At 71.0% G+C, this 18,321-nt stretch carries 13 protein-coding genes; 1 reads left to right on the top strand and 12 read right to left on the bottom strand.

The window, feature by feature from the left end; genetic code table 11:
- Positions 1-96: 96 nt before the first annotated feature.
- From recD to BN976_RS09915, 8 genes are all read right to left on the bottom strand, one after another.
- Positions 97-1,752: an exodeoxyribonuclease V subunit alpha gene (gene recD, locus BN976_RS09950; RefSeq protein ID WP_036370219.1), complete on the bottom strand. Its 1,656-nt coding sequence runs from the start codon at positions 1,750-1,752 to the stop codon at positions 97-99.
- Positions 1,749-5,042, bottom strand: coding sequence for an exodeoxyribonuclease V subunit beta (gene recB / locus BN976_RS09945; RefSeq protein WP_036370218.1), 3,294 nt, complete (start codon positions 5,040-5,042; stop codon positions 1,749-1,751). Before recB ends, recD begins: the two co-directional genes overlap by 4 nt.
- Positions 5,042-8,296, bottom strand: coding sequence for an exodeoxyribonuclease V subunit gamma (recC, locus tag BN976_RS09940; protein ID WP_011778479.1), 3,255 nt, complete (start codon positions 8,294-8,296; stop codon positions 5,042-5,044). The genes recB and recC overlap by 1 nt, the downstream gene beginning before the upstream one ends.
- Before the next feature lie 6 nt (positions 8,297-8,302).
- Positions 8,303-8,902: an HD domain-containing protein gene (locus BN976_RS09935; protein WP_036370216.1), complete on the bottom strand. Its 600-nt coding sequence runs from the start codon at positions 8,900-8,902 to the stop codon at positions 8,303-8,305.
- A 105-nt stretch (positions 8,903-9,007) separates the two neighbouring features.
- Positions 9,008-9,724, bottom strand: a complete 717-nt coding sequence (locus tag BN976_RS09930) for an SDR family NAD(P)-dependent oxidoreductase (RefSeq protein WP_011778481.1) — start codon at positions 9,722-9,724, stop codon at positions 9,008-9,010.
- A 57-nt stretch (positions 9,725-9,781) separates the two neighbouring features.
- Positions 9,782-10,447, bottom strand: a complete 666-nt coding sequence (locus BN976_RS09925) for a nitroreductase (RefSeq protein WP_011778482.1) — start codon at positions 10,445-10,447, stop codon at positions 9,782-9,784.
- A 116-nt stretch (positions 10,448-10,563) separates the two neighbouring features.
- A complete protein-coding gene (locus BN976_RS09920; protein ID WP_011778483.1) occupies positions 10,564-13,356 on the bottom strand; it encodes an ATP-binding protein in 2,793 nt (930 codons plus the stop codon).
- 104 nt (positions 13,357-13,460) lie between these two features.
- Positions 13,461-14,144: a DUF3060 domain-containing protein gene (locus tag BN976_RS09915; RefSeq protein ID WP_049778040.1), complete on the bottom strand. Its 684-nt coding sequence runs from the start codon at positions 14,142-14,144 to the stop codon at positions 13,461-13,463.
- Between the two features lie 78 nt (positions 14,145-14,222).
- Between BN976_RS09915 and BN976_RS09910 the strand changes: the two genes are divergently transcribed.
- Entirely contained in the window at positions 14,223-15,326 is a 1,104-nt protein-coding gene (locus BN976_RS09910; protein ID WP_011778485.1) for an NAD(P)/FAD-dependent oxidoreductase, read from the top strand.
- On the opposite strand, the gene BN976_RS09905 is transcribed toward BN976_RS09910, so the two are convergent.
- From BN976_RS09905 to BN976_RS34350, 4 genes are all read right to left on the bottom strand, one after another.
- Positions 15,304-16,296 carry a magnesium transporter CorA family protein gene (locus BN976_RS09905; protein WP_011778486.1) on the bottom strand — a complete coding sequence of 331 codons (993 nt, stop codon included), beginning with the start codon at positions 16,294-16,296 and terminating at the stop codon, positions 15,304-15,306. The two genes, BN976_RS09910 and BN976_RS09905, sit on opposite strands and share 23 nt — an antisense overlap.
- Positions 16,297-16,303: 7 nt before the next feature.
- On the bottom strand, positions 16,304-17,398 hold the full coding sequence (locus tag BN976_RS09900) for an MSMEG_0565 family glycosyltransferase (RefSeq protein ID WP_011778487.1): 1,095 nt from the start codon (positions 17,396-17,398) through the stop codon (positions 16,304-16,306).
- Positions 17,399-17,400: 2 nt separating this feature from the next.
- Positions 17,401-18,234: a carbon-nitrogen hydrolase family protein gene (locus BN976_RS09895; RefSeq protein ID WP_011778488.1), complete on the bottom strand. Its 834-nt coding sequence runs from the start codon at positions 18,232-18,234 to the stop codon at positions 17,401-17,403.
- Positions 18,231-18,321: hypothetical protein (locus BN976_RS34350; RefSeq protein ID WP_036370535.1), on the bottom strand; the 91-nt coding region annotated here is incomplete at its 5' end. The genes BN976_RS09895 and BN976_RS34350, both read right to left, overlap by 4 nt.

Raw genomic sequence — 18,321 nt, 5'->3', positions numbered from 1 at the left:
GGCCCGAGCCGTGGAGCGAATCTCGCGGTTCTGACGTTTCTCAACCGGTAAACAGCCAAGGGCGCGAATCTATTTCGCGTCGCGGGAACGTTGACTTTAGGACCGGGTGCGCAGCCGCTGCGCGAGTCCGGACGCGCGGGTGGCGCGACGGCCGATCGCGGTCCGCACCGACGCCTCGCTTCCGACGACGCGGACGTGCTTCTTGGCGCGGGTGACCGCCGTGTAGAACAGCTCCCGGGTCAACAGCCGGGAATCCTGCGGCGGCAGCAGCACCGTGACCTCGTCGGCCTGGCTGCCCTGGCTCTTGTGGATGGTCATCGCGAACATCGTCTCGACCTCACCGAGCCGGCCCGGCGCGAACTGCAGCGACCCGACGTGCGCGCGCAGCCCGTCGGGCGCGGCGACGACGACCCCGGTGTCGCCGTTGTAGACGCCGAGCCCGTAGTCGTTCGCCGTGACCAGCAGCGGCCGGCCCGGATACCACTGCGACCACATCGGCTGCCCGGTCTTGTCCGCCAGCCAGCGCTCGACCTGCCGGTTCCAGTGCGTCACGCCGAACGGCCCGCGGCGGTGCGCACACAGCAGCCGGTGGTCGTCGAGGACACCCAGCGCGGCGCGGGCGTCGCCCAGCAGCGCGGCCCGGCGCAGTTCGTCGGCCCGCGCGACCAGCGTCGCCCGCAGCGCGTCCGAGGGGTCGTCGGTGTCCAGCCAGGCGACCGCGTCCCCGCCCGCGCGCAGCAGCTGCACCGCGGTGTCGGCGTCGCCGGCCCGGATCGCCTCGGCCAGCGACCCGATCGTCTCGCCGAACCGGTGCGGAGTCTTCAGCTCGACCACCCCGGCGTCGCCGAGACCCTCCACCAGGTCGGCGAGCACGGCACCGGCGTCGACGGAGGCCAGCTGGTCGGGGTCCCCGACGAACAACAGCCGGGTGTCCGGACGCACCGCCTCAAGCAGCCGCGCCATCATCGTCAGCGACACCATCGAGGTCTCGTCGACGACGATGACGTCGTGCGGGAGACGGTTGTCCCGGTGGTGACGGAACCGCGACGACGTGTCCGGGCGGCTGCCCAGCAGCCGGTGCAGGGTGGTCGCCCGCAGGCCCGCGAGCCTGCCCTGGTCGACCGCGGGCAGCTTGCCGACCTCGGCGTGCACCGCGTCCTGCAGCCGGGCCGCCGCCTTGCCGGTCGGAGCGGCCAGAGCCATCCGCGGCGGTGCGCCGCCTGCGCTCTCGGCCTGCTCGGCGATCGAGGCCAGCAGCCGCGCGACCGTCGTCGTCTTGCCGGTGCCCGGACCGCCCGTCAGCACCGTCAATGATTGCCGCAGAGCGACTTTCGCGGCCTCGCGCTGTTCCTCCCAGCCCGCCGGGAACAGCCTCTCGATGCTGGGTGCCGTCGCGGGCAGCGGTGACGCCAGCAGCGCCAGCACGTCGTCGCACACCTGTTGTTCCTCGCGCCAGTAGCGGTCCAGATACAGCAGATCACCGTGCATCCGCAGCACCCGCTCGTCGGCCAGCGGGCTGGCCCCGACCGCCGCCAGCCACCGGTCCGGTTCCGGCCAGGGCAGTTCCGGCATGCCGACCTGGGTGGCGATCGCGCGCAGATCCACACACACCGACCCTCCCCGCAATGCGCGAACGGCCAAGGCGACCGCCAGCGCCACCGAGTCGTCCCCCTCCTTGCCCAGCGTCGTGAGCCGTTGCGCCACATGAAGATCCGCCGGTTCGAACAGCTCCGAGAACGCCTCGACGGTCACGCCGCCACCCCCGCGTCCAGCAGGTCCGACAGCGCCTCGATCAACGCCGCGGGCGGCTGCCAGCTGAAGACCCCGGCGGGATGTCCGGCCACCACGGGGGTGTCGGCGCCACACATTCCCCGCACGAACAGATACAGCACACCGGCGATGTGGCTCTCGGCGCGGTAGCCTGGCGCGCGCCACCGCAGGAACCTGTGCAGCACAACGCAGTACAGCAGTGCCTGCAGCGGATAGTCGGAGTGCAGCATCGCCTCGGTGAGCTGGGCCTTACCGTAGTCGGCGGCGGTCAGCGGGCGCGCCGGATCGCCCAGCCAGTTCGTTTTGTAGTCGACGACGAGGTAGCGGTCGCCGACCCGCAGCACGGCGTCCACCGACCCGCTCAGGTATCCCTTCAGCGACTGGGCGGCCAGCGTGCCACCGGTCAGCCGCTCCGCGTACGGCGCCAGCGGGTCGTCTGCGGGCAGATGCGCGGCCAGCAGCCGTCCGACGTCGGCCAGCGAGATGTCCGGCACCTCCACCCGCCGGTCGCCGCCGGCCAGCGGAAACTCGAACTCCATCTCCCGCAACCGGTCCCGCAGCCCGATGTCGCGCAGCGTGACCCCGGGCGCCAGCGGGCCCAGCGGGGTATCGTGCAACGGCACCAGCGCCGCCGCCAGGTCGGCGGCCGGGACGTCGACGGGCCACCAGAGCGAATGCCTGCGGACGTGGGACTCCAGTTCGGCCGCCAGGTCGGTGGCGAACGGGTCGGCCGTCTCGAGCACCGCGTGCACCAGCGTGCCGAACTTCGCGCCCATCGGCAGGTCGGCCATCGGGGAGGGCATCTGGTCGCCGCCGCCCCCGGCCCCGGGTACCGGAACCTCGCCGGCCTCGTCGTCGAGTTCGACCACCTCCGGTTCACTGCCCACGCCCGTCTGCCCGGACTCGGCCGCGCGGATCAGGCCCGAATACGACGTCCTGCGCCACGACGTGTCGATGCGCCGGTGAAAGTGCCGGACCTCGAGATCCTCGGCGGGCGAGGGGAGTTCGACCGTGACCGACGCTGCGATGACCGATTCCTCCAGGACGGGGCCGCCCGCGTCGGACCACGCGCGCAGCTGCGCCATCGCGTCGGGGTCGTCGATCCGCGGCGGGTCGCAGCGGTCCGGCACCACCGGGTCGCCCGGCGCGCGGCCCCGAAGCAACCGGGACAGCCCGCCGTTGGGTTCGTCGTTCGACGGCGCCCACCAGGCGACCACCTGCGACTGCGCGCGCGTCATCGCCACATAGGTGAGGCGGACGTCGTCGCCGGCGGCCTCGCGGCGACCCTGCTGCTGGGCGGCGGCATGATCGGGGCTGCACTCGCCACCGATGTGCAGACAGCGGATGTCACCGTCGTGGAACGTCACCACGTCGCGGGTCTGGATGTTGCGGTTGAACGCGAACGGCAGATACACCACCGGGAACTGCAGACCCTTGCTCACCCACACCGTCATGATCTGCACCGCGGCGGCGTCACTGTCGAGCCTGCGGTTGCGTTCGGGGGCGCCGCTGCGTTCGTCGCGCTGGCCGCGCAGCCAGTCCCGCAGCGCGGGCAGGCTGAAATGCTCGCGGTGGGCGGTGCCGTGCAACACCTGGGTCAGATGCGCGAGGTCGGTCATGTGCCGCTCGCCGTCCACCCACGACAGCACGCGCTCGCCCATGCCGCCCAGCTGCGCCGCCTCGAACACCGCCGCGACGCCGCGGTCCCGCGCGAAGTCGGCCCACTGCCGCAGCATCTCGGCGACCCGGTCGGTCAATGTGTCACCCTCGGCGGCAAGGGATTCCGCGGTCTCACCGAAGAACATCGTGGTGGCCGCGGCGCGCACCAGGCCCGACCGGTGCGGCTGGTCGAACGCCTCCAGCAGGCACATCCAGTCGTCGGCGGCAGGGGAGGTGAACACGTCCGAGTCTCCGGTGTAGACGGCGGGGATGCCCGCGGCGGTGAGCGCGTCGAAGCAGGCGTGCCCGTCGCGGTGGCTCTCCACGATGACCGCGACGTCGCCCGGCTGCACCGGCCGGTCGCAGAACGTCGCATCACTGGCCAGCAGCGCCGCGATGTCGGCCGCCATGTCTTGGGGGATGTGTTGGCGCAGTTGGTCGATCGCGACGACGCGGTCGGGTCGGGTGCCGAACTGGTCCCGGGTGACCACCCGCAGCCGAAACGGCGCGTTGCGCGGCGCGCCCGCCAGGCGGTGGTCCCTGTGGTGGGCCTCGACCCGGTGCGCCACGATGCGCGGGTCACCGAGTTGGGCGTCGCGCATCACCGCCTGCAGGCTGTCGACCAGCGGGCCGTCGCTGCGGTAGTTGGTGCCCAGCGTCTTCTGCCGGTCCGCGGTCGACACGGCGTGCAGATAGGTGACGATGTCGCCGCCGCGGAACGCGTAGATCGCCTGTTTGGGGTCGCCGATGAGGATCACGGTGGCGTGCCCGCTGAACGCGCAGTCGATCACCTGCCACTGCACCGGGTCGGTGTCCTGGAACTCGTCGACCATCACGATCGACCACCGGTGCTGCATCCGCATCCGCGCCGGCGAGTCCTGCGGCTCCAGCGCCTTGGCCAGCCGCGACAACAGGTCGTCGTAGTGCAGGATGCCGAGCCTGCGTTTACGCGTCTCCAGCTCTGCACACACCGCCCTGGCGAACTGCACGCGGACAAAGGGATCGGAGCCGGGAGGGGGATCGGTGGGCCGTAACTCGGTGTGCGCGTTGCCGACCACCTCGCGGGCCAGGCTCAGCGCGTCGGCGTAGGTCAGCAGCGGCTCATCGTGGTCCTGCCCGAAGTGCGCGAGGTAGAGGTCGTCGACGATCTCGGTCACCAGGTCGTCGAGGCTCTCCACCAACTCCACCCCGGAGTCGGTGTCGCCGGCCACCCCGAGCGAGCGCAGCACCAGCTGACAGAACTGGTGTGTGGTGGCGATGGTGGCGGCGTCGAAACCGGCCAGCGCGTCGCGCAGCCGCTGCCGACGCTCGGTCAGTTCCCCGTGGCTGCCGGTCAGCAGGTGCGCGACGATCTCGTTGTCGGCGGCGTGCGACGGATCGTCGAATGCCCGCAGCGCATCCAGGATCTGGGCGCGCACCCGCTCCCGCAACTCCTGGCTGGCGGCGCGGCCGAACGTGATGAGCAGCATCTGGTCCAGCGTCGCCACGCCCTCGGCGACGTAGCGGGTGACCAGGCCCGCGAGCGCGAACGTCTTGCCGGTGCCCGCGCTGGCCTCCAACACCGTCGTGGTCCGCGGGGCGGGCAGCGGCCCGAGCAGGTCGAACGGTTCCATCAGGCGGGGTTCCTCTCGGCCAGCAGCATCGGCTGCCACAGCCGCGTGGAGTAGTCGGGGAGCCCCGCCGAGACCAGACCCGACAGCGGGAAGTGCGGCCCCCACACCCTGACGTGGGCGGGTTCGGCGTCCTCGCCGGGGAAGCGTCCGGTCTTCCACTTCCAGCCCGCCTCACGCAGCGGGGTGCCGCGGTGGTACTCCGTCTCGGCCCAGGCATAGGACGTCTTGAGCGGCAACGGGATCGGTGCACAGCGGCCCGCGTCGTACATGGCGACGAGGTCGCGCAGCACCTCGGCGGCGGCCTCCGGCGGCCCGAGCAGCCGCTCCTTCGTCTGGTTCCCACCCCGGCCCCCGCGGCCGATGCACACCGCCGTCCAGTCCGTGCCGGGATGGTGAGCGGTCAACGCCACCAGGCGAATCCACGATGCCAGCAGATGCCTGCCGTCGAGCTTGGAGTATGTGACGGCGACCGTGCGGCTGCCGTACACCCGTGGCACGGTGCCGGTGACCCGGCGCGCCGGTCCGATCGCTACGTCGACGTCGATCGCCCTGGGATCCGGCGTGCGGTGCTGCCGCGCGGCGGCCGCCAGCGCGGCCGATCGCGAGGCGATTTCCTGGGCTTTGCGCCAGCCGAGGCGTCCGGGCGGCAGCGAACCGCGCCGCCACTCCGCCTGCTGCGCGTCGGCGGGGGTCATGCCGCGCAGCATGTCGTCGAGCATGCGGTCGCCGATCTTCCACTCCTGCAACGCGTCGATCTCGACGGGCATCGCGTCCTCGACCGCTTCGACGTCCCAGGGCAGCGTGTAATCGAGCGCCCGGAAGAAGCCCTTCACGGGATCCTTGAAGAAGCCGATCAGCTCGTCGAGGGCGACGTCGGCGGGCGGCGGGGCGGGCAGCGGGCGACCGAGCAGGTGCGGACGCGGCCCGCGGTGCCCGGCAGCGGCGGTGGCCGCGGTCAGCGCGGTCGGGTCGAACGTGAACGGCCGGCCCGCGGGCATGCCGAGCTTGCCGGGGGTGACGTTGTCGACGTCGAAGGGCTGCAACGGATGTTCGACGAGGACGGTCTCGCGCACCGGGGCGGAGGTGGTGACGTCCAGGGTGTCGAGCAGCTCCATCACCGGAACCGCGGGCGGCTTGCGCTGCCCGCTGTACTCGTTGGCGCCGGTGTAGGTGATGACCAGCTTCTCGGTGGCCGCGCCGATCGCGTCGAGCAGCAACTGCCGGTCCTCCGAACGGATGTCGCGTTCCCCGGTCATCGGGTCGCGGGCCAGCACGTCGTCGCCGTCGACCACACCCGAGCGCGGGAACACCCCGTCGTCGAGGCCGACCAGGCACACCACGCGGTGCGGCACCGAGCGCATCGGGACCATCGTGCACACGGTCAGGGTCCCGGTGCGGAAGTTGGCCCGGGTGGGCCTGCCTGCCAGGTGACGGTCCAGCAGCGCCCTGATGTCGGACAGTCGCAGTTCGACGTCGGCGTGCGCGCCCGCCGCGGCCAGGATGTCGGCGAGCTCGCGGCCCACCTGGCTGGTCTGCCACAGGTCGGCGTCCGACACCGCGGTCAGCGCGTCCAGGCCCTCGGAAAGTCGGGCCAGCCAATCGTTCAATGCCGCTGCCCCCGAGAGGGATTCGACGACACTGCGCAGTCGGTCGACGTACTCGGCGAGGCGGCCCGCGAGCTCGACCCGGTTGCTGCTCACGTCGTCGAGCGGCAACGTGGTGTCCAGCCAGGCGTGCGAGTCGTCGGACATCGCGACCCCGGCCAGCACCCGGTCGATGCCGAACCGCCAGGTGTTCTGCACGAAATCCACGCCGTAGGGGTGGCGGTGCCCGCGGTCGAAACCCCAGCGGATGTTGGCTTCGCGCACCCAGTCACCGATCGCGTCGAGGTCGTCGTCGGTGAACCCGAACCGCAGCCGCACCGGGGCGGCCTCGGCGAGGTTGAGCACCTCGCTGGCGGTGGCGCGCCCACCGGCGAGCCCGAGCAGTTGGCGCGCGACACCGAGCAGCGGGTTGGTCTGGGTGAGTGCCCGGTCGGCCAGCGTGACCCGCAGCCGGTGCGCGGGGTGCGCGCCGGAAACCACGTCGCCCAGGCCGAAGCCGGCCACGATCAACGGGGCGTAGGTCTCGATGTCCGGGCACATGACGAGGATGTCGCGGGGCTCCAGCGTCGGGTCGTCGGCGAGCAGGCCGAGCAGCACCTCCCGCAGCACGTCGATCTGGCGGGCCGCGCCGTGGCAGCTGTGCACCTGCACCGACCGGTCGCCCGGCGCGCACGAACGACCCTGCGGGCGCACGGCGTCGGCGCCCAGGTCGGACTGCAGCCAGCCCAGCAGGGTGTCGGGGCGATCGGCCGGACCGAGGCTTTCGTCGGTCTGTGCGTCCGCGGGCAGCACGCGCTGCAGTTCGCGCAGGTCGCGGCCCAGGGTGGCCAGCAGCGGGTGGTCGACGTCGCGGTGGGAGGTGTCGGTGCGGCGGGGCGCGGCCCCGTGGACGCCGCGCAGCGAGGTCCACAGCTTGTCGCTGGGATGCGGCAGCCACAGGTGCAGGTCGTGGTGGGTGCTCAGCGCGGCCAACAGCTCGATCTCGGTGGCGGGCAGCCGGGTGTGTCCGAACATTGACAGCCGCTGCGGCAGCTCCGACGGTGATTCCCTGAGTCGCGCAACGGTTTCGGCGTGCCGGATGTGTGGTGGTTCGGTGTCGACGTGCGCCAGCAGCGCGCGGTACAGCTCGGGTTGCCACCGCAGGTCCTCGTCCAGCGCCCCGGTGCGGCCGTCGATCCAGTCGATCAGCAGCTGCGGGCGCTGCCGGGCGTAGGAGTCGAACAGGCCGGCCAGTCGGCGCGCCACCGCGTAGCGCCTGCCCTGGCGCAGCACCTTCTCCTCGCCGTCGGCGAAGTGGCCGAGGTGGGTGGCCAGTGTGGCGCACCACGGCTCGGTGATGCAGCCGTCGATGACGTCGAGCAGCGGCCACACCATCGCGTCCGGCGACCACGGGTCGTCCTCGTCGGTTCCGGTCAGCTCCGCCATCAGTGAGCGCGGGTGGCGGAACGTGACCCCCGCGCAGATGCCGTCCTGCCCGGAGCCGCGGCCGAGGATGTGGGAGAGGCGCTGGCTGAGCCAGCGTTCGGTGCCGCGCGCGGACACCAGCACCAGGTCCTCGGCGAACGGGTCCGCGGGCGGGTCGGCCAGCATCGCCCCGAGGCCGTCGGCGAGCAGATCGGTGCGGTCGGCCCGGTGCAGGTGCAGCGCCATCGGCGGTCAGACTACGGCGGCGCCGGCCAGCTCGTCGACGACCCTGCCGAGTTCATCGACCATCCAGCTGTCCAGCCCGCGCCCGCGGTAGGCCGTCAGCAGCTCGCGGTAGTACCAGAGATGGTCGGCGGGATCCTTGACCGTGAACCGCTGCCACAGCTGCGCACCGTGGGTGCGGTGGTCGCGCAGCATCGACCGCGCGTTGTCCAGCTTGTCGGCCACCGAGACCAGCAGGGTGGGTTCGCCGACATCCGCCAAATGGGTCAGGTAGCGCTGTTTGCGTTCGCGCCACGGCGGTTTCGGGGTCTCGTCGGTGTCGCTGCACTCGTCGACGATCCGGGCGACGTCGTCCCCGAAGTTCGCCCGGATCTCGGCCAGGGTGGGCGGCCCGCCCGCGTCCTCGACGCAGTCGTGCAGCAGCGCGGCGATAGCCTGCTCCTCGGTGCCACAGTCGTCGATGACCAGTGCGGCCACCCCCAACAGGTGCGCCAGATAGGGGGTGTCGCCGCCGCCCTTGCGCACCTGGTTGTGGTGCTTGAGTTCCGCGTACACCAGGGCCTTCGAGAACTGCCCGGACAACCTGGGGGTCTGCGTGCGTTCGCTCATCTCGTCTCCGTCCCGACACCCCGACGATATCGGGACGCACCGACGCGGCGACGACCGCGCGGCGGCGGGCACCCGCAGATGTCGGCGGGCGAATGTCCTGCCCGCTCAGATGGCCGTGCCGCCGCCGTCGGCGTGCAGCACCGAGCCGGTGACGAAGCCGGCGCGCGGTGAGGCCAGGAACAGCACCGCCTGCGCGATCTCCCCAGGCGTGGCGGTGCGGCCCAGCGGCAGCGCGCGCCCCAACTCGTCGTTGGTGTCGCCCCATTCCGCGACGACGCCTTCGGTGTCGGTCGGTCCGGGGGCGACACTGTTGACCCGGACGTGCGGCGCGAACTCGGCGGCCCAGGTGCGGGTCAGGGACTCGACGGCGGCTTTGGACGCGCTGTACACCGAGGCGCCGGGAACGCCCTTCCACGCCACCATCGACGTGACGTTGACGATCGCCCCGCGGCCCCTGAGCAGCATCGCCGGGACCACGGCAGCGGTGAGGAAGTAGGTGCCGCCGACGTTGGTGTCGAACGTGCGCTGGAACGTCGCGGCGTCCTGGTCCACGGTCATCGCGCCCGGGAAGCTGGCGGCGTTGTTGACCAGGATGTCGACCGGGGGTGCCTGCTGCACAAGGGATTCGATCGATGTTCGATCTGCCAGGTCACACCGCAGGAAGCGCAGACGGGGATCGGACGCGGCGGCGGCCTCGCCCCGGCCGGGGTCGCGTCCGGTGATCACCACGTCGGCGCCCTCGCGCGCCATCAGCTGTGCGCACGCGAGGCCGATCCCGGCGGTGCCGCCGGTGATCAGCGCGGTCTGTCCTGTCAGTTCCATGGCAAACCTTCCAGCGGGATGTGTTTGGTTTCAGCGTCGACGGTCCGGAGTGCGTAGTCAGCCGTTGACGAACGTGACTGTCTCGGCCAGTGCGCTGCGGCCGGTCGGGACGTAGCCGACCGAGGTGTCCTCGTGGCCGATCGACATGCCGCAGAACAGCATCAGCTCGTCGGGCGGAGAGAGCACCTGCGCGACGGTGCTGCGCACCTGCGACCACGCCATCTGCGGGCAGCTGTGCAGACCTTCGGCGCGAAGCAGCAGCATGACGGTCTGTAGATACATGCCGAGATCCGACCATTGGGGCCTGCCGAGGTCCCGGTCGATGTAGCAGAACAGGGCGGCCGGCGCGCCGAAGCAGTCCCAGTTCGCGATGGCCGCCCGCTGGCGCGCCTCCCAGTCTTCGCGCTCGATGCCGAGCGCGCTGTAGCGCTCCCGGCCGAAGGTGGCGCGTCGTTCGTGGTACGGCGATTTCAGGACCGGCGGGTACATCACGTACTCGCGCTCGTCCCAAGGGTCACCCGCCGCGACGCGCTCGGTCGCCAGCTTCTTCATCTGGGCCAGCGGTGCGCCGGTCACGACATAGATGTGCCAGGGCTGCAGGTTGGAACCCGACGGTGCCCACGCCGCGGCGGCGAGCACGCGTTCCAGCACCGCCTGCGGAACGGGTTCGTCGGTGAACCCACGCACCGCTCGCCGGCTCCTGACCGCCTCGTAGACGTCCACCTTCCCCGACCTCCTCTGCGGTCCGCTGTGAACCGTTCGAATTCAGTCTGGAGATTGCGGTGCGGTTACGAACCCCGGAAAGCTCGTGGTCGGGGCGGACTCGGGAAAACTACGCGTCAGCTCGCCCAGGAGATCGAGCGCAGCTGGCGGCGTGAGGTGATGCCCAGCTTGACGAACACCTTCCGCAGGTGCCACTCCGCGGTGTGGGCGCTGATGAACAGCTGGGCGCCGATCTCCTGATTGGTGAAACCCTCCGCGGCGAGCCGCGCGATCTGGGTCTCCTGCGCCGTCAGTTCACCGCCGGTGCCGTCCGGCTGTGTCCGCACCTTCTCTCCGGCGGCGGTCAACTCGCGGCGCGCCCGCTCCGCGTAGGCCTGCGCGCCGAACCGGGTGAACATCTCGTGGGCATCACCGAGCTGGGTGCGTGCGTCGGGGCGCCTGTTCCTGCGGCGCAGCCACTCTCCGTAGCACAACCGGGTGCGTGCCGCGTGGACGGCGACGCGGGTCTGGTCGAGCCGGGCGATCGCCTCGGTGAAGAGCGCGTCCGCGTACTCGTCGTCGGCGAGTAGGGCTTTGGCGCCTGCGAGGGCGCCGAGGCCCCACTCGGTCCCGGTGTCTGCCGCGCGTTCCTCCAGTCGGTGCAGCGCGGACGCGGCCTCGTCGAGCTCGTCGATCCGCGCCGCGGACTCGATCAACTCGACCAGACACCAGCCGTGGAAGCCCAGGTCGACTTCTTCGCAGGTTCTGCGGGCGGCTTGGAAGGCCTCCTGGTACCGGCCCAGACCGTTGTACAGCAGCGCCGACGCGTAACCGGCCAGACCCAGAAGCCTGCCTTCGCCTTTTGCCGTGGCTTCCTTGGTCGCGGGCTCGATCAGCGCCAGGGCGTCGGCGGGGACCCCGCGCCAGGCAGCCAGGTGCAGCCGGTGGTATTTGACGGGCCGGTAGTTGATCGCCGCGGAGATCGCATCCGACTCGTCCAGAAGCGTTGCCGCCGTGTTGAACTCACCGGCGATGACGTGGATGCCGGCCCGGTAGGACAGCGCTGCGGGAAGGACCGCGAGCGCGCCGACGTCGCGCGCGTAACGCACCATCACATCGGCCAGTTCATGGGTCAGTCCGTCGTCGTAGAGTTCGGCGGCGCAACATTCGTGCACGATCGGGAAGGCCAGTGACAGCCACCGCAGGTCCTGTCCGTCCCGTTCGCCTGCACGCGCACACCACATCCGCAGCGCGGTCCGGAGATGGTCGGCGCCTTCACGCCGTCCGCCGACGAGCAGGGTGGCCAGACCGCTGAGCAGGTGATCGGCGGGATGGTCCAGGGTGTCGAGTCGGCTCACCGCGCGGCGGGCTCCTTCCGCGGTGGACATCAGCAGCCCGGGGTCGCCGCACCGTGCCGAGGCGTACATCGCCGCGGCGAGCGCCTCAAGGTAGGTCTCCCGGGACAGCTCGCCGTCGAGGGTCTCCAGCCGCTCTGCCGCAGAGCGTAATTGGGCAGCAGCCTGGCTTATCTGACTCGCACCGGGCTCGTCACCCCGGCTTCGGCTGAACTCCATCTGGGCGCGCAGCCGGGCGACCTGGGCGCGCTGAAGATCCGAGAGCGGTTGCAGGTCGGCGATCGCGAGAAGCTCTGACGCCGAGTCCGGGGCGGCCGCATCGCGTTTGGCCTGCGCTGCAGCGATCGCCCTGGAGCCCCGCTTGACGGGCTCTGAGGTCAGGATCGCGGCGTGTTCCAGAAACGTTGCGGCGGCGGCGATGCCGCCGCGCCGCTCGGCCCGCCAGGCCGAGGCCTCCAGGTCGTCGGCCACCGCGTCGTCGGGACCGGTGGCGGCGATCGCGGCGTGCCAGGCCCGGCGGTCGGGATCGAGTTCTGGATCGGTGGCGTCGGCCAGCACCCGGTGAACTTCCCTGCGCTCGGTCAGATCTGCCGTTCGATAGGTGGCCGAACGGGCCAGCGGATGGTGAAACCGCATCCGGGAACCGAATTCGATCACCTCGGCGGCCTCGGCGGGGGCGAGCTCGTCGACGGCGATCCCCAGTTTCTCCGCGGCCCGCAGGAACAGTGACGGGTCGCCGACCGGTTCGGCCGCGGCGACCAGCAGCAGGCGCCGGGTCTTCACGGGCAGTGATCGGATCCGGCGGACGAAACCTTCTTCGATGTGACCCGCAGAGGGGCGTGCAATCGTGTAGCCGAAGCCGCCCGCGAGCTCGGCGGCGGACACATTGCGCGGCACCTGCAGCAGCGCAAGCGGATTGCCCCGGGTCTCGGCCAGGATACGGTCCCTGACTCGATCGTCGATCCGGCCGAGCACGACCGACTCCAGCAGTTTGCGCGCGTCACCGTCGGGGAGGCCGGTGACGAACATCTCGGGGAGTCCGGAGAGGACGTCGGCGTTGTCACGGACGGCGAAGACCATCACCACCGGCTCGGCCAGCAGGCGGCGCGCGACGAATCCGAGCGTCTGCACCGACACCTGGTCGAGCCATTGGGCGTCGTCGACCACACACAGCAGCGGGGTGGAGCGCGCCGCGGCGGACATCAGGCTGAGCACGGCGAGGCCGACGAGGAACCGGTCCGGGGCGGGGCCGACGCCACGACCGAACGCCACACTGAGCGCGTCGCGCTGCGGTGAAGGCAGTTCGTCGAGGTGCGTGAGCAGCGGGGCGCACAACTGGTGCAGTCCGGCGAACGCGAGTTCCATGTCGGATTCGACGCCGGCCACCCGGGCGCACTGGAAGTCGGTCGCCTGGCGGTGCACATAGTCCAGCAGCGCGGTCTTGCCGACCCCGGCCTCGCCACGGATGACGAGGACCCGGCCGGAGTCGGGATCGGCGGCGCCGACAAGGGCCCGCAGGGTCGCGCACTCCTCGCGACGCCCGCGCAGGCGCACACCCCGACCCTGGTTTGCCATCAGCACCCACCGCGTCCGTTTTCAACGGGACGATAGCGCACCGGCGGGATCCTGTGGTGAGTCCGGTGACTGGTGTGACCAGCGGGTTTTGGCTGGAGTGGGCGTCAGCCCGGCTCGACCACGTTGCCCCTGCCCGATTTCGAGATCTCGGGGGTTCCGGTGCGGTAGGTCACCCTGTTGTCGAAACCGGATGCGCTGATGGTGTCCGCGGATTCGACGGTGACGGTGTTCTCGACCCCGGAGACGGTCACCATCGTGCAGGCGCCCTGCACCTCGATGGTGTTGTTCACCCCGCTGATGTTCACCGTGCCGTCGTCGCAGACGACGGTCTGTCTGGTCTCGACGCCGCCGAGGCTGACGAAGCCGCCCGACTCGACGGTGACGATCTGCTCGGTGGACTCGATGCGCGTCTGCACGCTCGGCGGGGGGTCCAGCGGACCGCCGCCTCCGGAGATCGGCGGGACGGGGATGGGTGTCGCGCTGTCCGGGCTGCCCGTGTTGAAGAACACGACGACGGCCACGGCGCCCGCCACGATGGCGCCGACGACGACCAGCGGGATCAACCACAACGCCGTCGTGTGGGAGCGCTTGTCGACCACCCGCTGCGGAGGGGCGTAGTAGGGCGATCCGTACTGCGCGTAGGGCGGGTAGGGATAAGGCGGCACCGGCGTCGTGGGAGGGGCGACGTCCTGGTACGCATGGGTGCCCAGCTCGTTGGCGGCAGCCTGATCGGCGAGTGGACGCTCGAGGTCCCGGATGCGGGCTTCAGGGTCCCCGGACGGCTCCATGGGCAGATGTTTGCACACCTGATCGGCCCTGCTCAACGTTTGGGATTGGGGCGTCGCCCGAAGTGGTATCCCGACGCCATGGTGGCACCGGGCTTTCTCGCCATCGGCAGTGGTCCCGCGGGCGTCAGTGCGGCGGAGACGTTCCGCGGCAGGCATCCTCACATTCCCGTCCGGATCCTGTCCGCCGACCCGGCCCTGCCCTACGCCAAGCCGCCGCTGAGCAAGGAGTTCCTCGACGGCGGTCACATCGACCTCGATCTGCACAGCGCGGGCTGGTTCCGGCGGCACGGCATCGACCTGCTGCTGGGCGTCACCGTCGAGCACATCGACGTCGACGCCCAGGAGGTGATCACCAGGGGCGGTGCGCATTACCCGTACTGGCATCTGGTGCTGGCGCCCGGCTCCTGCGCGGTGCCGCTGACGGTGCCGGGCGGACACCGGGCGCAGCCGCTGCGTACCTTCGGCGACGCCGTCGCACTGAAGATGGCCGCGCGCTACGCCGCCAGCGCCGTGGTGATCGGCGGCGGGCTGGTCGGCTGTGAGGCCGCGAGTTGCCTGACCGCACTCGGAGTGGCCACCACCGTCGTGGTCCCGGAGTCCGTGCCGCTGCAGCGCAGGTTCGGCGTCGACGTCGGCAAGCGGGTCGCCGAGATGCTCGCCGACGCAGGGGTGACGGTGGTGACGTCGACGACGGTGACGGCGGTGGGGGAAACCGAGGTCACCCTGGCGTCGGGGGCGACGGTCGACGCGGACGTCGTCCTCGCCGCCACCGGGGTCCGCCCGGACATCCGGCTGGCCGACGATGCGGGCCTTGCGACGCGGCAGGGGCGCGTCGTCGTCGACGAACACATGCGCACCTCGGTCCGCAACGTCTACGCCGCAGGCGATGTCACGATCGCCCACAATGTGGCGGCCGGCCGCCCGGTGGTCGCCGAACACTGGCGTGACGCCGTCCAGCAGGGGCGCGTCGCCGGTCTCACCGCGGCTGGGCAGCCCGCCATCTGGGGCAAGGTGCCCGGATTCACTTGTCGGATAGGCGCATTCACACTGTCCTACCGCGGCTGGGGGGCCGGCTACGACACGGCCACGTTGACCGACCGCGCCGGCGGGTTCTCGGTGGTGTACCGGGCCGGCGGCCGGGTGGTCGGCACGCTGGACGTCAGATCCAGTCCCGCCTCTTGAACGCCCAGTACAGCACCGCCACGAACACCACGATGATCGCGCTGCTGGCGAGGAACCCGCTGAACGTGTCGATGCCCGGGTAGTCCACGTTCTGGCCGTAGAAGCCGGTGATCGCAGTCGGCACGGCGACGATCGCCGCCCAGCCGGTGAGCTTCTTCATCACGGTGTTCAGCCGCGCGTCCTGCAGCGACAGATTCGTCTCGAACACCGTGGTCACCATGTCGCGCAACGATTCCGTCCACTCCGAAGCCCGCTGCACGTGGTCGTAGAGGTCGGCGTAGAGCGGATCGAGTTCCACCGCGAACTTGGTCTCCAGCCGGCGGTGCTGGATCGCCAGCACCACCTCCCGCATCGGCAGCACCACGCGGCGCAGTGCCACCAGATCCTTGCGGAGCTGAAAAGTCCGGTGCTGGAACTCTTTTCGTGGTGCGGTGTCGTCGAACAGGACGTCCTCGAGGTCTTCGATGCCTTCGTCGAGCACCTGGACCGCGTCGAAGTGCCCGTCGACGACCACGTCGAGCAGGCCGTGCACCAGCGAGCCGACCCCGTACTCCTGGCCGCCGAGTTCGTCGAAACGCCGCGACACCTCGTCGATGTCGAACCCGTTCGACAGCCGTACGGTGATGAGCCCGCGCGGGAGAACGAACGCGGAGATGCGCTGCTTCTCCAGCGTCGACTCGGTGAACACCGAGGGCGGCGGTTCTTTGACGCTGACCGCGTACACCGTGAAGAACGTGTGCGTCCGGTACACGACGGCCTTGGTGCGTTCGGCATCGGCCAGCGCGTCCTCGACCGCCCACGTGTTGAGGTTCAGCTCCTGCGCGAGATCTTTGAGGATGGCGTGGTCGGGGCTGTAGATGTCACACCACACCAGCGTGTCGTCGGAGGCCAGGCAGTCCGAGATCGCCGAGAACTCGAAATCGTCGATGGGTTTACCGTCGCGCCAGACGCGGCCCCGGACCTGAGTCACCCGACCATCATGGCACCGCGGCCGCCGGAGCCGGGTGGGCGGTGTAGAAGGCGAGGTGGGCGCGCGCGGCGGCCTCCCACGTCATCGACTCGGCAAGCGCCCGGCCCGCGGCGGCGCGTCCGGCGTCACCGATCGCGGCCGCGAGCGCATCGGCGAAGCCCTCGACGTCCGACGCGTAGCGCACGGTATCGCCGAAAACCTCGCGCAGCACCGGCAGTTCACGGGCCACCACCGGGCGGCCGGCCGCCAGCGCCTCCATCGCGGCCAGCCCGAATCCCTCCTTGGTGGACGGGAACGCGAACACCTCGGCGGCGGCCACCAGGCTCGGCAGCTCCGCGTCGGCAACCGCGCCGAGAATCACCGGCCGCACGTCCAGTTCGTGGCAGCGCCGCTCGAACCGGGCGCGGTAGTCGCGGTAGTCGAACAGGGTCTCGCCGCCTGCGATCACCAGCGCGAGGTCCGGGTGGCGCTGCCGGAGAAGGTGATGGGCCTCCAGCAGGTCGATGGTGCCCTTGCGCGGCTCGATCCCGCCCACGGCCAGCACATAGCGTCCCAGTTCGGCGCGCCACCGACGCTGATCGTCGACGGCCGCAGCGGCGGCCACGAACCGGTCGGCACGCACCCCGTTGGGGATCACGGTGGGATGCAGCCCCCAGCCCGCGGCGACCTCGGCCGCGACCGCAGCCGAGACGCAGATCCGCGCGTACGGCGCCACGACGGCCTTCTCGTGGCATTCCGCGAGGATCGGGGTGGTGAACTCGTCGAGATGGTGGATGGTGCGGATGCAGGTTCCGACGGCGTTGGCGCTGATGCAGTCCTGCGCGTGCACGATGTCGTAGGCGTGCGGGGTGAACCGGGCGCCCAAGGTGTCGATCGACCGCACGATCCGGCCGGTGACCGACTCGCCGGGCCGGTCCGGGAAATCCACCAGCCGCAGTCTCACCGACGGATCGACCTCGCGGAAGAACCCGGTGTCGCCCCGGCGGGCCAGCGACCAGACCGTGACGTCGGCGCCTTCGGCGGCCAGCGCCTCGGCCAGGTTCAGCGTGTGCACCACACCGCCGCGGGGTTTGGTCGAATACGTGATCAGGGCGACCCGCACGCTCAGCTCCGCGCCGTCGTCGAGTACGTGTCCACCCTGCGCTCGGCGAGGTGATCGAGAACCCTTCGGGCGCGCGCGATCTCGGCCTCGACGTCGATGTCGACGCGGGCCAGCCCACCCTTGGATCGGGTGGTGGCCAGCACGTCACCGCCCGGGCCGACCACCTTGGCCTGGCCGAGGAAGCGCAGCGATCCCATGATCCCGGTCTGGTTCGCCGACACCACGACCACCTGGTTCTCGGCCGCGCGGGCGCAGTCGTAGAGGTCGAACAGCCGCGACTGCCGATCTGCGGGCAGCCGCGACGCCCGATCGGTGACGCTGGCCGGCCACGCCGACAGCGCGGCGATGATGTGCGCGCCGTCCAGCGCCAGCGCGCGCGCCGACTCGGGGAACGTCTTGTCGTAGTCGATCAGCATGCCCAGCCGCCCGACCGGGGTGTCGAACGCCGCGAACGTGTCACCGGCCAGATACGCCAACGACTCCCCGGCGGGCTGGTGCACCTTGCGATGGGTGCCGAGCACACCGTCGCCGGACACACAGATCGCCGAGTTGTACCGGGAGCCGCCGGGAGCCGCCTCGGCGTAGCCGACACACACCGTCATCGGGCCCGCGGCGGCGATAACCGCCGCGATCTCGGGGCCGTCCGGGTCGAGCGCGGGCGGGGGATCGCTCGGGTCGGGTCGGCGCAGATCGCCGATGTAGCCGCCCAGGCACGCGTCGGGGAACACCAGCAGCTGCACACCGTCGCGCGCGGCGGCCTCGACGATGCCGACCACCTTGGCCACCCCGCGGTCGACGTCGCGGCCGAAATGCGCCGCGACCGCGCCGACCTTCACGCCCGTCCCAACCCCGTCACGCCGGCGGGCAGCGCCGTCGTCACCACCCCGTCGGGCCAGCGCAGCCGCACCCCGGGCTGCGCCGTC

This window comes from Mycolicibacterium austroafricanum (assembly GCF_000612725.1).
Classification (GTDB): domain Bacteria; phylum Actinomycetota; class Actinomycetes; order Mycobacteriales; family Mycobacteriaceae; genus Mycobacterium; species Mycobacterium austroafricanum.
This window is presented reverse-complemented; position numbering and strand designations above follow the sequence as displayed.